The sequence below is a fragment of the Heyndrickxia acidiproducens DSM 23148 genome (genome assembly GCF_000374345.1).
Taxonomy (GTDB): domain Bacteria; phylum Bacillota; class Bacilli; order Bacillales; family Bacillaceae_C; genus Weizmannia; species Weizmannia acidiproducens.
In genome coordinates this window covers 1-17134 of record NZ_KB894008.1, presented here as the reverse complement: position 1 = coordinate 17134, position 17134 = coordinate 1, and the positions used below count along the sequence as shown (strand labels likewise).

At 43.2% G+C, this 17134-nt stretch carries 15 protein-coding genes; 4 read left to right on the top strand and 11 right to left on the bottom strand.

What is annotated here, in order from left to right; genetic code table 11:
- Window positions 1–125 precede the first annotated feature (125 nt).
- Genes allC through C232_RS0112325 form a run of 3 tightly spaced genes read left to right on the top strand, consistent with a single transcriptional unit; the run spans window position 126 to window position 4024 of the window.
- On the top strand, window positions 126–1361 hold the full coding sequence (gene allC, locus C232_RS0112335; protein ID WP_018664472.1) for an allantoate deiminase: 1236 nt from the start codon (window positions 126–128) through the stop codon (window positions 1359–1361).
- Window positions 1362–1413: 52 nt separating this feature from the next.
- Window positions 1414–2628, top strand: a complete 1215-nt coding sequence (locus C232_RS0112330) for a pyridoxal-phosphate-dependent aminotransferase family protein (RefSeq protein WP_211211493.1) — start codon at window positions 1414–1416, stop codon at window positions 2626–2628.
- Between the two features lie 10 nt (window positions 2629–2638).
- Window positions 2639–4024 carry an allantoinase gene (locus tag C232_RS0112325; protein WP_018664470.1) on the top strand — a complete coding sequence of 462 codons (1386 nt, stop codon included), beginning with the start codon at window positions 2639–2641 and terminating at the stop codon, window positions 4022–4024.
- Window positions 4025–4164: 140 nt separating this feature from the next.
- Here C232_RS0112325 and C232_RS0112320 read toward each other — a convergent pair whose 3' ends face one another.
- From C232_RS0112320 to C232_RS0112285, 7 genes are all read right to left on the bottom strand, one after another.
- Window positions 4165–4653 (bottom strand): PTS sugar transporter subunit IIA, encoded by a 489-nt coding sequence (locus C232_RS0112320; RefSeq protein WP_018664469.1) that lies wholly within the window; start codon window positions 4651–4653, stop codon window positions 4165–4167.
- 93 nt (window positions 4654–4746) lie between these two features.
- A complete protein-coding gene (locus C232_RS0112315) occupies window positions 4747–6072 on the bottom strand; it encodes a 6-phospho-alpha-glucosidase (protein ID WP_018664468.1) in 1326 nt (441 codons plus the stop codon).
- Between the two features lie 24 nt (window positions 6073–6096).
- Window positions 6097–6423 (bottom strand): PTS sugar transporter subunit IIB, encoded by a 327-nt coding sequence (locus C232_RS0112310; RefSeq protein ID WP_018664467.1) that lies wholly within the window; start codon window positions 6421–6423, stop codon window positions 6097–6099.
- Window positions 6424–6544: 121 nt separating this feature from the next.
- A complete protein-coding gene (locus C232_RS0112305) occupies window positions 6545–6988 on the bottom strand; it encodes a hypothetical protein (protein WP_018664466.1) in 444 nt (147 codons plus the stop codon).
- 16 nt (window positions 6989–7004) lie between these two features.
- A complete protein-coding gene (locus C232_RS0112300) occupies window positions 7005–7838 on the bottom strand; it encodes a DUF3100 domain-containing protein (protein ID WP_422723663.1) in 834 nt (277 codons plus the stop codon).
- An 872-nt stretch (window positions 7839–8710) separates the two neighbouring features.
- Window positions 8711–9727 (bottom strand): NADP-dependent oxidoreductase, encoded by a 1017-nt coding sequence (locus tag C232_RS0112290; protein ID WP_018664463.1) that lies wholly within the window; start codon window positions 9725–9727, stop codon window positions 8711–8713.
- 188 nt (window positions 9728–9915) lie between these two features.
- Window positions 9916–10800, bottom strand: a complete 885-nt coding sequence (locus C232_RS0112285; RefSeq protein WP_018664462.1) for an RpnC/YadD family protein — start codon at window positions 10798–10800, stop codon at window positions 9916–9918.
- Between the two features lie 366 nt (window positions 10801–11166).
- Here C232_RS0112285 and C232_RS0112280 point away from each other — a divergent pair, with 366 nt between their 5' ends.
- The gene (locus C232_RS0112280; protein WP_018664461.1) at window positions 11167–11952 is read left to right on the top strand and encodes a MurR/RpiR family transcriptional regulator; all 786 of its coding nucleotides are present in this window, start codon (window positions 11167–11169) and stop codon (window positions 11950–11952) included.
- 331 nt (window positions 11953–12283) lie between these two features.
- On the opposite strand, the gene lacD is transcribed toward C232_RS0112280, so the two are convergent.
- The 4 genes from lacD to pfkB are packed head-to-tail and all read right to left on the bottom strand — an operon-like array spanning window position 12284 to window position 16140.
- A complete protein-coding gene (gene lacD, locus C232_RS0112275) occupies window positions 12284–13276 on the bottom strand; it encodes a tagatose-bisphosphate aldolase (protein ID WP_018664460.1) in 993 nt (330 codons plus the stop codon).
- A gap of 15 nt (window positions 13277–13291) precedes the next feature.
- A complete protein-coding gene (locus C232_RS0112270) occupies window positions 13292–13744 on the bottom strand; it encodes a PTS sugar transporter subunit IIA (protein WP_018664459.1) in 453 nt (150 codons plus the stop codon).
- The gene (locus tag C232_RS0112265) at window positions 13737–15203 is read right to left on the bottom strand and encodes a PTS fructose transporter subunit IIC (RefSeq protein ID WP_018664458.1); all 1467 of its coding nucleotides are present in this window, start codon (window positions 15201–15203) and stop codon (window positions 13737–13739) included. Before C232_RS0112265 ends, C232_RS0112270 begins: the two co-directional genes overlap by 8 nt.
- Before the next feature lie 4 nt (window positions 15204–15207).
- Window positions 15208–16140 carry a 1-phosphofructokinase gene (gene pfkB, locus C232_RS0112260; RefSeq protein WP_018664457.1) on the bottom strand — a complete coding sequence of 311 codons (933 nt, stop codon included), beginning with the start codon at window positions 16138–16140 and terminating at the stop codon, window positions 15208–15210.
- Window positions 16141–17134: the final 994 nt, after the last annotated feature.

Genomic DNA, 17134 nt, shown 5'->3' with positions numbered 1-17134 from the left:
CAAAGAACTTAGAAAATTTGTGTAAAATTCATAATGAAGTTTTGCTTAGAAGCCGGTAAACTATAGATAAATATTTTATCATGTGAGAAAACCATACATGAGACGGAAGGAGCGGGTCAAACCCTATGCTCGTGAAAAGAAAAGCAACGGATGAAGTCTGTGATGTAATCGAATGGCTTGCTTCTTTTGGAAAAACAGCTGGCGGCGGTGTGACAAGGCTTTTATATACACCGGCCTGGAAGGAAGCACAGCACGCATTGAAAAAGAAAATGGAAGAAGCCGGTTTACACGCTTATTTTGACAGTGTCGGAAATTTATTCGGCAGGCTGGAAGGAACAGAAGCGGGGGAAACCATACTGACCGGTTCCCATATTGATACCGTTATTGAAGGCGGCAAGTATGACGGCGCATACGGCATCGCCGCAAGCTTCATCGCCGTGTCGAGGCTTTTGCGGCAATACGGCGCTCCAAGGAAAACGATGGAAGTGGTCTCGCTCTGTGAGGAAGAAGGCAGCCGCTTTCCGTTATCCTTTTGGGGTTCAAAAAATATCCGCGGCACTTTTAGCCTGGATGATGTGAAAGATGTCAAAGATTCACAAGGCATTTCTTTCTTACATGCCATGCAGGCTTCCGGTTTCAGTCCCGAAAACGATTCCCCGGCTGCCCGCGATGATGTGCACCGGTTCATTGAAATGCACATCGAACAGGGCATGGTGCTGGAAAAAAATCAAAATGCGGTCGGGATTGTAACGCATATTGTCGGGCAGCGCCGCTACACGATCCGGATAGAAGGAGAAAGCAACCATGCCGGGACCACCCCGATGCCGTTCCGGAAAGACGCCGTCAGCGCAGCGGCCGAATTCATTTCGTATTTAACCCGGAAGGCAAAAGAATTGGATCCGCTTTTGGTCGCAACAGTCGGCAGAATGGAAGTAAAACCCAATGTCCCCAATGTCGTCGCGGGTGAAATCGAGTTCAGCCTTGATATCCGCCATCACAAAACCGAAGTGATGGACCAATTTTGCAGTGATATTTTTACCGCACTTGAGAAACAGTCGGAAGCAATGCAGATGAAGTTTTTAATCTCGCAGTGGATGGATGAGGCCCCGGTTGAACTGGATACTGAGATGGCAGAATGCGCCAGAAGCATCGCGCAAAAGCAGAACATCCGGTTTCAGGACATGGTGAGCGGTGCCGGCCACGATGCGCAAGTCTTTGGCCCGTTCTGCCCGACCTTATTATTATTTGTGCCGAGCCGGAGCGGGATCAGCCACTCACCAAAAGAATACACGGCCGCGCAGGACTTGGAAACCGGCGTGGCATTATTAGAAGAAGTTTTATACAAAATTGCTTATCAGTAAGGGGAGGATCCATTTGACCTATAAAGAACTCACGACTCCTAAAAGGACAATCATGACACCGGGCCCTGTTGAAGTTGACCCGCGCGTGCTGCAGGCAATGAGCACGCCAATCCTCGGACAGTTTGATCCCGCTTTTACAAATATCATGAATGAAGTAATGGAGATGCTCAGACAGGTCTTCCAAACCAAAAACCATTGGGCATTCCCGGTGGACGGGACTTCCCGCTCAGGCATTGAAGCCGTATTAAGCAGCATTCTTGAACCCGGCGACCGTGTTCTTGTTCCGATCTATGGCAGATTCGGCCATTTAATGGTTGAAATTTGTGAACGTTACGGCGCGGACGTGCACACGATCGAATGTCCGTGGGGAGAAGTGTTTGAACCAGAACGCGTCATCCGGGAAATGGAAAAAGTGGCGCCAAAAGTACTGACAATGGTGCACGGTGAAACATCAACCGGGAGAATGCAGCCGCTAGCTGAAATCGGAAAAGCATGCCGCAACCGCGATGTGCTCCTGGTTGTAGATGCGGTTGCCTCAATTGGCGGCGTTGATGTAAAAACGGACGAATGGTGTATTGACGCGCTCATTGGCGGAACGCAGAAATGCCTGTCCGTTCCATCCGGCATGGCGCCGATCACGTATAATGACCAGATTGAAAAAATTGTCCTCTCCAGAAAAAAAGTCGAGCGCGGAATTGCTACCGATGAAGACCGCTCCTATGCAAGAAGCAGGCGCCCGATTGCCAGCAATTATTTTGATTTAAGCATGTTGCAGGATTATTGGAGCCCGCGCAGGCTGAACCACCACACCGAGGCAACTTCGATGATTTATGCATTAAGAGAAGGGCTCAGGCTCGTGTTGGAAGAAGGGCTTGAAGAACGGTTCTTGCGTCATCAACTCCATGAAAAAGCCTTAATGGCCGGCCTCGAAGCAATGGGGTTAACCCTGTTTGGCGACTCTGCACATAAGCTGCCACCTGTGACATGTGTCAACATTCCGGCCGGCATTGACGGTGAATCCGTCCGCAGCATGCTGCTTGAGGAATTCGGCATTGAGATCGCCTCTTCTTTCGGGCCGCTGCACGGAAAAATTTGGCGAATCGGCACGATGGGCTACGGCTGCCGGAAAGACAATATTCTTACTCTTTTAGGCGCATTAGAAGCGGTATTAATCCGCCACGGTGCAAATATCTTCCGCGGTGAAGCACTGCAGGCGGCACTGGATGTGTACGAAAAAGAAAGAAATAAGTCAGTCATTCTAAAATGAGGTGAACGAAATGGCACAATATGATCTTCTTTTGCGCAACGGTCTCGTTGTTCTGCCGGATGAAATCAAGCAGGATGATATTGCAGTAAAAGACGGCAAAATCATGAAAATCGCAGCAAATTTGCAAGACACAGCCAAGCAGGAACTGGATGCAGGCGGATCCTATATTTTTCCCGGCATGATTGATATCCATGTCCATTTTAACGAGCCGGGTAATGAGAATTGGGAAGGCTTTGAAACCGGTTCGAAAATGATTGCAGCAGGCGGCGGCACCACCTTTTTCGATATGCCATTAAACGGAATCCCTTCTACGGTAACGAAGCAGGCTTTACTGCAAAAATCAAAAATTGGCACGGGAAAATCGCTGGTTGATTTTGGATTATGGGGCGGGCTTGTCCCGGGCCATGTAGAAGATTTAAAGGAAATGGCTGACTCCGGTGTAATCGGCTTTAAAGCCTTTCTTTCCGATTCCGGAAATCCGGAATTTGAACGCGCAGATGATACAACCCTTTTAAACGGGATGAAAGAAATCGCTGCGCTCGGAAAAGTCCTGGCATTACATTCAGAAAGCGCCGCGATTACAGATTGGCTGAAAGTTGAAAAAGAAAAGCAGGGAGCACTCACAGCGGATGATTATCTTGAAACAAGGCCGGTGCTTGCAGAAGCGGAAGCCGTCGGGCATGCGATTGCGTTTGCAAAACTGACCGGCTGTCCCCTGCATTTTGTCCATATCAGCAGTGAGGCCGCCATTCGGAAAATTGAAGCAGCCAAGCAGGAAGGAATGGATATTACGGTTGAAACCTGCCCGCATTATTTATTGTTTTCACATGAGGATCTCACAATAAAAGGATCCGTAGCCAAATGCGCCCCGCCGCTCCGCAAGCCGGAAGAGCAGCAGAAATTAATCCGATTATTGCAGGAAGGGAAATTTGATATGATTGCCTCCGACCATTCGCCCTGCCCGTATGAGTTAAAAGACCCGGCTGTGCACAACTTGTTTGAGGCATGGGGCGGGATCAGCGGCGGCCAATTTACGCTCCTTTCACTAATCGAGCTGGCCGTCAAATATGACATTCCATTTACACAAGTGGCCAAATGGACAGCTGAAAATCCGGCAAACCGTTTTAACCTGGCTGAAAAAGGCCGCATTCAAGAAGGAAAAGACGCAGATTTTGCAATTGTTTCTCTCAAAGAAGCCTATACGGTTTCAGAAGGCAATTTTTTTGCAAAACATAAAGAAAGCCTTTATATCGGGCATACCTTCCCATGCAAAATCAGCATGACCATCCGGCGCGGAAATATTCTCTATGAAAATGGGAAAATAAGAGAAACGGTGGAAAAGGGAAAATGGTTAATCCCTCACAATACCATGATAAAAGCCCATACGACAGTTTAATATGACCAATATACAACGCAGGCTTTGCAAATGAAAAGTCTGCGTTGTAATCTGGAAAGGAGCTGCGGTGCACTGCATAATTGGAGGTTTTCTTTCCAACGTAGAATGGTACACCCCTCTTTTATGATGGCAGCACTTAACTAATGCATTTTAACGGTTAACAAAACAGATTCACCGCGTTTTACATAGGTTTCGCCGGTTTTGGCCAAAGAGTTAACCGAATCGGGATTTGTAATGACAACCGGAGAAATGATGCTGTCCGCATGTTTTTTTATTGATTCAAGATCAAAAGTGATCAGCTTGTCACCCGCTTTAACGCTGTCCCCTTGTTTCACAAATCCCTGAAAACCTTCTCCGTTCATTGTGACTGTTTCCAAACCGATATGAATTAAGATTTCTATACCACTCTTTCCCCGTATTCCAACCGCATGCATCGTTGGAAAGAGCTGGACAATTTCTCCATCGATCGGAGCGGCAACCACACCTTCCTCCGGTTCAATTGCAATACCATCCCCGATCATTTTTTGGCTGAACATCTCATCAGGAACGTCTTCAATTTTTACAACTTTTCCAGTAATGGGTGAAACAAGCTCATCAACTGCAGCTTTTTTCGCAAAGAGTTTGAACATATCATTTTCCCTCCCATAACAATTTTCCAGTTTTATTTTTTGTACCCTATTATGAAAAGGGCGAAAAAAGAATGCTCTTTCCGCCCCGGGAAATTATTTTAATTCAGGCCAATAATCTTTGTTTGCCGCAATTAAATCATCTAATAATTCCTTTGCCACTTTTGCACTTGGAACGGTCTTAGAAAGCGTTAAAGCCTGCCACAGCTTCTGATAATTTCCTTCAACATAGGCCTGTACGACTAATTTTTCAACCGTTACCTGTTGATACATTAAAGCCCTTTCAAACTCCGGAATATTCCCCTGGCTCAATGGTTCCGGCCCATCCGTCCCGACAATGCATGGTACTTCAACCATCGTATCGTCATCAAAATTAGCAATTGCACCGTTATTTTCAACAATCATGATCATTCTCTCATGGGTGTTGTAGGCAATAGCGCGGGCCAGATCTACAATAAATGTAGCGTGGCTGCCAGCTGAAAACTCCTCACTTTTGGCCGTTCCTTTTTCAACAATCCTTCTTGCAGTTGAAAAGACTTCTTTTTCTCTGCCGTCAATGACTTCATTCGCCCTTGTATACTCGATATTAGAATGTTCGACCACGTAATCCGGATAAAAATAATATTTTAGATACGTATTTGGCAAGAAGTCCGGCTCTACAGCCAGCAGATCTTTTGCTTTTTTATGCGTTTCCTGCCAGCTTACATCCATATGCTGGGTATCCACTTCCACTTTTGTAAGGTAGCCATGTTTAGAGACATATTCACGAATTTCAGGTAAATACTCATGTCCTTCCTTATCTTTCACACTCGTCCACCAGCCGAAGTGATTCAGCCCGAAATAGCGGACATCTAAGTCTTTTGGCTCTTTTCCAATAATTTGTGACATCCGCCGCAGCGTTCCAACCGGCATATCACAAATATTTAATACTTTTGAGTTCGGACGAAGCACACGGCAAGCTTCAGCCACGATTGCGGCAGGATTTGAATAATTGAGCATCCAGCAGTTTGGAGAATATTTTTCCATAAAATCAATCAGTTCCAGCATCCCGCCAATACTGCGCATCCCATAAGCAATTCCGCCCGGCCCGCATGTTTCTTGGCCGACAACGCCGTGTTTTAATGGAATCTTTTCATCCTTTTCCCGCATCTCGTACTGGCCTACGCGAATATGCGCAAAGCAAAAATCTACATCTGTAAAAGCTTCTTCCGGATCGGTTGTAAAAGAATATTCAATATCCGGCGCATTTTCCTTTAAGACAATCTCCAAAGCTTCCCCAATAATCCCTTGCCGATCTGCATCATTGTCATATAATTTTAGTTTCCGAATGGGGAATTTATCCAGATTATCTAATAGCATTGATACAATACCCGGTGTATACGTGCTTCCTCCGCCTGCAATGACAACTGAAAATTTTTTCATTTCATCTCATTCCTTTCTTTATTTTTACTCTTCAGATTCTCTTCCTAAATATTTATCAACGGCTTGTCTGACACTGCTGACTTGCAATCCATATACGACATGCACGTTATGATCCTTGATAATGACACCGCTGGCACCGGTTTCATTCTTCAGTACAGCTTCATTCACCAGTTCCGGTTTTTTTAGCGTAAGTCTCAGCCTTGTATAGCAATTGGTGACCGTATTAATATTGTCAGCCCCACCCAGCGCACTTACAATCACAGCCGCTAGTCCCGGCCCCTCTTTTGCTGAAGCCGTTTGTTTTTTGGATGACTTTCCTTTGCTTTCATTGTATTCTTTCTTGGTATACAATTTGGTTTCCTGTCCTTCTTCTTTCTTACTTCTATGTCCTGTCTTTATCTTTTGCGGTGAGCATAGCAAAAAAGCAGAGACTTGAGTCTCTGCTCTTCTTCCAATTCTATAAATAACTATTTTAATGGAATTTACCGGTAAGCCTGAAACCAAGTTCTGCAATAAGTGAAGAGAAGATAAAAGTTCCGGTGTAAACGACTAAAGAGACAACGACAATCCGCCATCCTAACTTTTTGAATTCCTTCAGATCTTTTCCAAATGACAATCCTGCATAAGCAAGAATGGGTGTAGCAAGTGCCATGAAATTAATTTGTTCTGCAGCTTTTACGATATAGGCATTTCCAGGAAATGCAGAAGATGAGACAAGCAGTGCAATTAGAGAAATCCAGACCACGACCGGCGTTTTAAAAGGAATGAGTTTCCCAACCGCAAAACCGGCGATCGTAATGGCAATGATAATGAACATCCCGGGCAGGGCTTTCATTGGTGAGACATGATATCCAATCCAGTTTCCCAGAATAGCGATAATACCGATGATGGCAAATGTGTAGATTTTGTTCAACATGCTGCTCCCCCTATTTTTAACCATTAAGTTTTTCCAAACTGGATTCCTGATTTTCCGGGCGTTTTCCCAGGATAGGGCTCAAATATTTATATAAGAAGTTGGTTAATGGCAAAGAAATAAATATACAGACAAATGTGCCCACAATTGTCGTGATCAAGTTGGCTGCGCCGGCAAATACAGCAATATCATTGCCGGATTCCGGATAGATGGCAGTAATGGCACCCGTCATGGCAGCCATCATACTTCCTGACCCGACGCCCGCTCCCATTGCAAGTGAAATCGGGTGAAAAAATCCTGTACTTGCGATAAGACTGGCAATCACGGAAAGATAAACTGCCCCAAATAATGTTCCGCAAACATACACCCCAAGTGCCCCTCTTCCCTCAGGAGAGTCCGCACCATATTTTTCTGCGATAATAGCGAGATTAGGTTCCCTATCAATGGAGAACGTTGCGCCAATGGCTTCCCTTCTCATTCCGATTAATAATGCAATCGGCAGGCCGATAATAATGGTTCCAAGAAAATGGCCAAATTCCTGAAAAGTCAATGAAAACCCGGCATCCAGCAGTTTAGGGATCGATGGGCCCATTAAAGTGCCAAGTTTTGCAACAAACAGCATAAAGGAGATTCCGAGAATATTCGCTGCGATATTCATATTTTTTTCACTTAATATTTTGAGAGAAGGCAAACTGATAACTGAACCGATTAACAGAGCGTAGAGCATTGGAAATAAAGCAACTGTACCAATGCCAATGCTGAAGTTTTTTTGTCCGATAAACTCCGCGACGCAGACAAGAACTAATACCAATGCATGAATTTTCCAACTAAATAATCGTTGCAAGATGGACACCTCTTTGTTGTTTTGGAATTATTCCTTTTTTGTACGATGCTTGCAGCAGATAATTGTTCGATAATTTGCAAACAGCAATGTGTCCAGATGCCTTTTACCGGTAGATTTTGCTGTCTTAAATAATTGACAGGCGGAGATCCAATAACTATAGGAGCATGGCAATGTGGATGCTGCAGCTTCATATAACAAAATATCTTTAACGGCTTTCTGAAAGAAGTCTCCCATCCTCAAGGATGTGCAGAGCGCAGCCCAATGAGCAGGTGGGAGATGGATTTCGGTTAGGCGTTCACGCTATTGCCTGTCCATAAAACTTTTTCATTTTTTGAGAGGTTTGTTGAGTAGTCTTAAAATTGACTCAATATTGTTAAGAATATAACATACTTTTCCTTCACTTGCAATTAGTTTGTCAATTTTCTTGCCTTATTTATGTAGCTGTTCAGCGTAAAAGAGTAGAATACTTCGAAAAAAAGCAGAAAGGAGCGAAATATAGTCTATGTCAATGTTATTATGAGGAATCACTGGTCCAATGATTTAGTGGATCGAGTCATTATACAGCTTGACACGCAAAAGAAAAGGAGAACACAGGTTATATGCTATTTATCATCCAACAAATTGAAGATACGAACGCATTTGATAAAAAATTATTAGCTGAATGTGGCCTGCTTTTTTCTGCCAATATTTATGGGGGCCCACAGATTGAGCGAATGAAGTTTTCGGGGCAGAGATGATTCGTTTTACTCAAATTATTACAATCAGGGGGGTACGATTTTGATCGAAATGCTTAACCTTTTTCGATTGCCCCCCGTAACCCAATAGGTTTCACAGGGGGTTCTCACTTTTTCTTTTTCGAAATAGTAATTGCCAATAGCTAACTACTCAGCAAATTCCCCAATTTTCACCAGCTGTTTTCCCAGATTCTTTCCTTTGAATAAGCCCAGAAAAGCATCGATAATGGAATCGAAGCCTTCGGTGATGGTTTCTTCGTATTTCAGCTTGTCTTCCTTTAACCATGCAGCAAGCTGGGCGCCTCCCTCTTTGAACCGGGCGCTGTAATCCCCAACCGTAAAACCTTTCATCAGTGCGCTTGTTTTGATTAAAAATGTTTGCACGCGTGGTCCAATGTCCGGCTCTACTTTATTGTAAGCAGAAATGGCACCGCAGACAGGAATGCGGGCAAATTTATTTAGCAGCGGGAATACGGCATCTGAAATTTCTCCGCCAACATTATCAAAATAGACATCAATACCATTCGGGCATGCTTTTCCCAGAGCAGCTGCGACATTCTCTTCTTTATAGTTAATCACAGCATCGAAACCCAATTCATTGATGAGATAATTACATTTTTCTTTGGATCCTGCGATGCCTACTACACGAGTCCCTTTGATTTTAGCAATTTGGCCAACAGTCGACCCTACTGCCCCGGCTGCACCTGATACCACTACAGTTTCACCTTCTTTTGGCTGGCCGATATCAAGCAGGCCGAAATAAGCGGTTAATCCGGTCATGCCAATAATCCCAAGATTTGCCGTAACTGACGCAAGGGAAGGATCCAGCTTCCGGACCGTTTTTTCATTTGCTTTGGAATACTCTTCCCAGCCAAGCATACCAATGACAATATCCCCTTCGGTAAAGTGTGCAGAGTTTGACTCCACCACTTGGCCAATGGTGCCGCTCACAATTACATCATTCAATTGAAACGGCGGAACATAGGATTTTACATCCTGCAACCTCCCCCTTAAATAGGGGTCAACAGAAATATAGACATTCCGAATCAGAACTTCGCCGCCATCCGGACTGCCAATTGGTGATTCTGTTATGGAAAAGTCCTCGAATTTCGGTGTCCCTACAGGCCGTTTTGCCAGCCGAATTTGTTTTTTTGTTCCGTTCACATAATCGCCTCCTGAAAGATAGTGTGGTCTACTCCTTGAATGTAACACCACAAAATAGGAATTTCAAAAATAAGCAACTTTTTGGATGGATTGATACTGACTACTCCAAAAGCAGTAAACCATCATATTTGAAAATCTGTGATTAACAAGCAGTTTTTCTGGCATTGCCAAAACCTTGATCATTCCATTTACTCACTGAGGCGTTTCTTTATTTGTAGAATTTCACTTTGGCTCAGCCCAGTTACTTTTTCAATAAAACGAACATCCGCCTTCTCACGGAGCATTTTTGTAGCAATTGTCAGGACGGCATGATGCAGTCCCTTTTCGTAACCCTTGTCAAAATAAGAATTTGGCAGCCGTAAAACTTGTTCAGCTTCTTCCGGTTCCATTTTTTTGATGTTTTCCATCACTGCATTCTCCTCTTCTTCATTTAGTTTTAAATAAGATTCAAAAAATCCGTAAATCAGGCTCATTTTTGCGGGGTCAAGTTTCATACGAGCCATCATTCTAAGAAATTCCAGCTTGACCTGTACACGTTCTTTTTCCGTATACCCCATTTTGCTCAGCATTGCTGCAGCAACGGGATTGTTGCTATGGATATAGTCTTTCCAATTTTTTCTGATCAAATGAATCGATAAATAATGAAAGCGAAGTATTTCTAGATTGTGGAATTGAAGTGTGTAAATCTGAGGAGTTATTGTTTTTTCAACATAACTGAAAACAGCAATTGGCAACACAGGTTTGCGGTGTTTTTGGTTGATCATTGAAAAATAAGTATACATACGCTCAGGGAATTCTTTTTGATAATAAGACTGGGGTTCAACGTGAATCAAGATGACGGTTTCCTTGCCGCGCAATTTTGTTTCAGCTAGGATATCAATCCGTTTCTGTTCACCAGCTGAGATATCTGCAAACAACTCCTGTGAAAGAAACTTTACTTGCCTGAAATCGATATAAACCGATTCTTCCGGAAAAAAAGCCTCCATAAATTCTTCGAAAAAGTTCTGGATTAATTCTTTAAACAAGCGATCATGAGCCGTATAATTTGCATGGTTTTCAAGCACCAATTGCAAAAACAACCACTTCCTTTCTCATTTATTATTTATTTTATCAGAATTTTCGTCTATAAAACATAGCAAATGAGGAACATCGTCATATCTTTTTGATCTCAAAGTAAAACTCGCCATTATATTAGCACACACGTTCCCTGTTTTCAACTGTTTAGGCTGTTATCTGTAATTATTTTTTCAAATACTCACAATTAAATAATCCATTGCATCCATATTAAAAAGCTTTCCAATTGAAAGACCCAAACCTTATGTATCACAGCTTCGTTAGAAACAATGTGTACGTATTGATTAAGAGCATATTTATAAGTCCTTTAGGTTTCCACCCGCCAAAATCATATATAATAGAAGAAAAAACGAGGAGCCAAGATCATGCCGGAATTTTTTATGGATCTATCAAAAGAAGATTACCAGTCGTTAAGCACATCTGAACGTTATTTACTTGACTATATTAACCGCAATATTGAAAGCATTCCTTCTTTATCCATTGTTAAACTGAGTGAATTGGCCAATGTATCAACGGCAACCATTGTACGGACGATGAAAAAAATAGGCCATGAGGGCTTTACTTCCTTTAAGCAGGCGCTGAAAGACAATATGGTCGATGAAAGCAAGTACGAAGCCATTGACCAGGTAGACCAGGAAATCAAACAAGCCATTTTGAAAAACGAAGCGGAAGTATCAAACACAATAAAAATGCTGAACACTGGTTTGATCGAGGATGCGATTCAAAAAATGATGAGCGCGGAAAAACTGTATATTTTTGCGCGCGGGTTCTCAGAAATGATCGCAAGCGAAATGGCTATTAAACTCCAGCTCCTGGAAAAAAATGCTGAAATGCACAATGATCCGAACATTATCCGCTTAATTTCTAAACGTATCAAACCGAAAGAAGTGGTTGTGTTTGTTTCGTTGAACGGGCATACAGAAGAACTTGTAGAAGCATGCACGAATTTGAAAATGCGCAACATCAGCACGATTACGCTCACGGCCAACTTTGATTCCCCACTGGCCGAGTTATCTGAAATGGTGCTCGTCGGCTATAAAAGCCCACATTCTTATTTTCCCGAATACGAAGTTCGATCGCGTTTGCCGCTGCAAGTCATTTCGAGGATTTTGCTGGATGCGTATGCAATTCGGAGAAAGTCAGTTTTATAAAAAACGGTGGCACAGGTTGTATTTTCCAAAGCAATATGCCAATTTTAGATAAAAATAACTCCTCCACTCTCCGGCTTATTCCAAACAGCCGGGGATTTGTCCCAAAAATACAGTTCTTCGTTCTAAACAGTGGTGTATTCGTTCCAAAATAATCGTTTTTCGTTCCAATTCATGCGGCAAACATCCCACACTAAAAAAGCGCCCCCTCATCCGGTTACCCAGTTTGGGGACGCTTTTTTCAGCTTTTTTTCATAACTTCTCAATTTGCAACAAGTACTACACATTTTTATCTGCAAAGTTTCCAGCCCCATATAGGCTAAGTTGCGCTTTTCTAAACTTGCGAAACTTTCCCAGCTTCATACCAAGGGGTTGCACATTCCTTTAACACTTTATTCAAAGCTTCAATATTTTTTCTTCCTTCACTCCGCAGCCATTCCTTCGTAGCTTGTTCCCCTGCTTTGGCAAATTGGGCAGCACCGTCTTTCCATGTTGCTCTGCCGCAGAGGACGCCGTTAAAGCGGGAGCCCGAATCTTTTGCGAAGTAGAGTGTTTTCCGGAACAGTTCCGCCGACACGCCTGCACTAAGGAAAATAAATGGCAGGTCGGTTGCTGCAGTTTGTGCCTTAAAGAAACCGGCAGCATCTTCCTTCGAATAAACCGTGCTTTCACCAAAGCCTTCGACAAATACCATATTCACCGGAACTTCAACTTTTAGAACATCCACGCTATAGTCTGTTTTTGAAAATTCTTTCATCGCTTCAATGACTTTATGCGGTTTGACTTTTGCGTAGGCTTTACTTTTCACATCTGCTATGTTTGCATCGTAAGAAACGATTTCCAGGAAGAAAGGAATATCTTCTGACTGGCATTCGCTGCCAACACGTTCGATAAACGCATGCTTCTGACGGTTGATAAATTCTGGTTCATCAATGTCATAGTATAATAGAACCTTTACGCCGTCTGTACCGTTCTGTTTCAATTTCTTCACGGACCATTCCGGTAAAAGATCTGGCAGACGGCCATCCCGGGCTGCATCGTATCCGGTTTTCTCATACGCCATCAAGAGGCCTGTTCCGTCCGCACGTTCATTCGCAGCCGGCCAGCCGAACTCCGGATCGAGCAGAATTGATGAGGCATACGGCGTAAGTTCGCGTGAAACCAATGACTTAAATGTTTCAATGGTACCTTTGTCCACCATATTCCCATCTTTTGAAATCATTTTGCGAAGGGATCCGCGCTGGTCAATGGCAAGTGCCCCAATGATACCGTTTTGATATGATAATTTTTCCAAACCCTTTCTTTTTCCTTTTGTTAATGTCAACATCACAGAACCCTCACTTTACACTAAATATTTGGTTAAAATTTTTAACACTTCTTCTTTATTTTCTGTGCCAGCAAGTTTGTCCCGGACATCCTGATGCATTAGCATTTTCGCCAGTTTCGAAAGTAGACCCAAATGGGTGGTGCCCGCTTCGTTATCCGGGATCAACAAAGCGATCACAAATTTGACCGGTTCACCATCGAGCGACTGCCACTCCACCCCGGAGACAAAAGTCTGGACCATAATACCCGGAGCTTGAACCGCGGCATTTTTTGTATGGGGAATTGCAAAACCGTCAAGAAATCCAGTTGTGCTTTCTTCTTCCCGTTTTAATAAACCTTTTACAATTTCATTTTCATTACTGGCATATCCGTTTTCTACAGCAGCGCGGGCAATCGATTGAAATACTTCTTCCTTTGTGCTTGCTTCTGTATTGAGTTTGATGTTATTAATCGTGAACAACTCAGGCATTCTTCACTTCGCCTCCAAAAATATCTGCGCTCATTTCAGTGTCTTCTTCAATAGTACCGTTCTTTTTCGCGGATACTCTTCTTGATAATCCGAACAAGAATCCCCCAACTAGAGAACCGCACAGGATGGCCACAACCCAGAGGAACGGGTGTGTAACAACCGGAAGTACAAGGAATCCGCCGTGCGGTGCAGGAACCTGGACTTTAAACAGATAAGTCAGGACTGCAGAAATCGATGAACCAACCATCAAAATCGGGATGACAACAAGCGGGTTTTTTGCCGCAAAGGGAATCGCACCTTCCGTGATATGGGTAGAACCAAGGATAAAATTAACATACGCTGCATTGCGTTCACTCTTATCGAAATATTTACGGTTGAACAATGCTGCAAAACCTGTGATCAGCGGTGGTGTGATACATGCTGCAGACACGCCGGCCATGAAGTAAAAGTTGCCCTGGCCCAAGAGCATGGTTCCGGTTACATAGGCAGCTTTGTTAACCGGTCCGCCCATGTCAAATGCGGACATGCAGCCAATAATAATTCCAAGCAAAATTGGATTGGAATGTTCAAATCCAGATAAGAATGACATTAGGCTTTTGTTAATCGCTTCCATTGGGCTCGATAATACCCACATCAATAAACCGACGATAAACAATCCAATCACCGGATAAAGGAAAATCGCTTTTAAACCATCAAACATTTTTGGCAATCTGCTGAATGCCCATTGCAATCCAAGCATGATATAACCTGCAAGGAAACCGCCGATGATACCACCGAGAAATCCTGTCCCGTTTGTAAATGCAATCATGCCGGCGATAAAACCGATGACAAGGCCCGGCCGCTTTGCAACTGATTCGGCAATGTAGGCGCAGAGTACTGGCACCATCAAGTTCATGCCCATGCCGCCGATAGTTTTTAAAATTGCAGCAAATTCATTGTATTGCGGGCTTTTTGGATCATATGAATAAATACCAAACAAAAACGAAACTGCTGTCAAAACACCGCCTGCGACCACGAACGGGAGCATATGCGAAACACCATTCATCAAGTGCTTGTAAATCGTGTGCCCGATAGAAGAACCACTCCCGGTTACCACTTCCTGTTTAGCTTCCGATTTCTGTGCGGCGCCTTTCCCTTTCCTGTAGACTGGAACATTGCCACTGATGATTTGTTCAATTAACACATCCGGGTCCTTGATCGCTTTGCTGACGGAAACATCGATGACTTTTTTGCCTGCAAAACGTTCAGCCTGGACATCTTTGTCGGCGGCCACGATGACGCCGTCCGCTTCGGCGATGTCTTTTTCCGTTAATGCGTTTTCAATTCCTACCTGTCCATGGGTTTCGACTTTGATTTGAACCCCGTGCCGTTTTGCCGCCTGTTCCAAAGCTTCCTGGGCCATAAATGTGTGCGCAATCCCGGTCGGGCAACCTGTTGCTGCAATAATTTTGATTGCCATGATATTAACCTCCTTTATATTCCAATTCTTTTATTTGAATCTGTTTTATTAATACCGGAACATCAGTTAAATCACTCAATCCCATTGAAAAAGCGGTGGAAGAACCGACTGCGGTCGCAAACGGCAAAGCCTCGCGGATCGTTTTGCCTTGCAAGAGAGACCCTGCAAAAGCTGCCAGCATCGAGTCCCCGGAACATGCGGTATTCAGCACTTTTCCTTTCGGTGCCGTTGCCAATATGGCGGTCTCTTTATTCAAAAAGATGGCTCCCCTTGCCCCCATAGAAACCAGGACATTTTGCGCACCGCGTTCCAATAACTGACCAGCGGCTTCTAAAATCTCCGTTTCTGTTAACAGTACCGGCTTTCCAAATAACGCCGCCAGTTCTTCGTCATTCGGTTTGATTAAATATGGTTTATAAGGCAAGCAGTCCAGCAACTTTGATGAACTGACATCCAACGCAAGATGAAACTGATTTTGTTTGGAAATCCGGGCAATTTCCACTAAAATATCTTCCCGGATACCGCGTGGGAGGCTGCCGGATACAAACAACATATCCCCAACTTTGATTTCTGAAATTTTTTCCAGCATCAAAGCTTCTTCAGCTGGGCCGACCTTAGGGCCGCGGTTCACAATCTTATATTCCTTTTCTTTTGCTCTGACAAATGTGTTAATCCTCGTTATTCCGGGAACGTTTACAAAATTGGTTGCAATCCCTTTTTGCTGTAAAACCTCCCGGATGTAGTCCCCGGTAAATCCCCCGAGAAAACCCATCGCCGTATTGCCGATCCCCATTTTTTTAAGAATGAAAGAGATATTAATGGCTTTTCCATTCGCCTGGTAATCTTCTTTGATCGAACGGTTCACGACAAACGGCTGAAAATCTTCAAATTCTACAAACAAGTCAATCGCTGGATTTAATGTACATGTGTAGATCATTTCATCACCTACTTTCTTTCTCTTTCTATATATAAAGTAACATGCAGGAGGATGAAAATGTTTTCAAAAAATGTAAAGGAAGGGGGTCTTTAGGGGATTAAAAAAGGCTGCCCCTCATTCGCGTAATAGCGGGACAGCTTTTTTAAGCCGGTTACGTATTTGTTTTGTTTTCAGCAGCCTCTCACCATTTTCCTAGCCGCTACGTAAAATCTTTTCAAGGAATAATAAAGCTGAACGAGAGGCTTAGTAAATTACACCGCTTTCTTTTCTGAGACCGTTCATACAATTTTTTCAATCGCGGAAGAAGAAAATTTTGGGTGATCATATAGACTTCAATATCAATAAGAATCAATTTGACAAAATTCGTTACAAAAATTAAAGAAAACATGATCAAAGGCATCATCATGTTAAGCTTTCCGCAACGAAGAACATTTCGCGCAACTGGATATACACATTTTTTCCATTGTTGTTTTCGGTAAATTGGAGGGCAAGTATCAAAGTATCTTATCAATGGATACAATAACTACCATGACACTTACCAAGTGATTCAATACTTAATAGACCAAGAGTATAAAAAATTGCTTGTTTACATTCAACACTGAATTATCACGTTTCGATAGACCGTCCCCAGGGCTATAAAAAGAAAATGGAATAATACCCTTAACAGTAGATAATTTAAAGATCATGAGCCTTTATTGTTTCTGACATCCAAAAATAACCGAAAGTTGACGGTATTGCCTGTCCGGAATTTGACGAGTATAATGTCCTCGTATTTATTCTTGAGAAAGGAAAAGGACATCCCCCATGATGTATAACTGTACCATCAGCTATACGGGGAATGTCCCACCAAAAATAACGATTATGGTTATTGTATCAGATTATAAGCTAATTGAAAATACTCAACTTGGTGTTTTTGGTTAGGGGTGCGGAAAAAGTACCTTCCCCTTGTTGTGGTAAACATATGAAGGTTATTGGGACAAGAGATCGAAAAGCC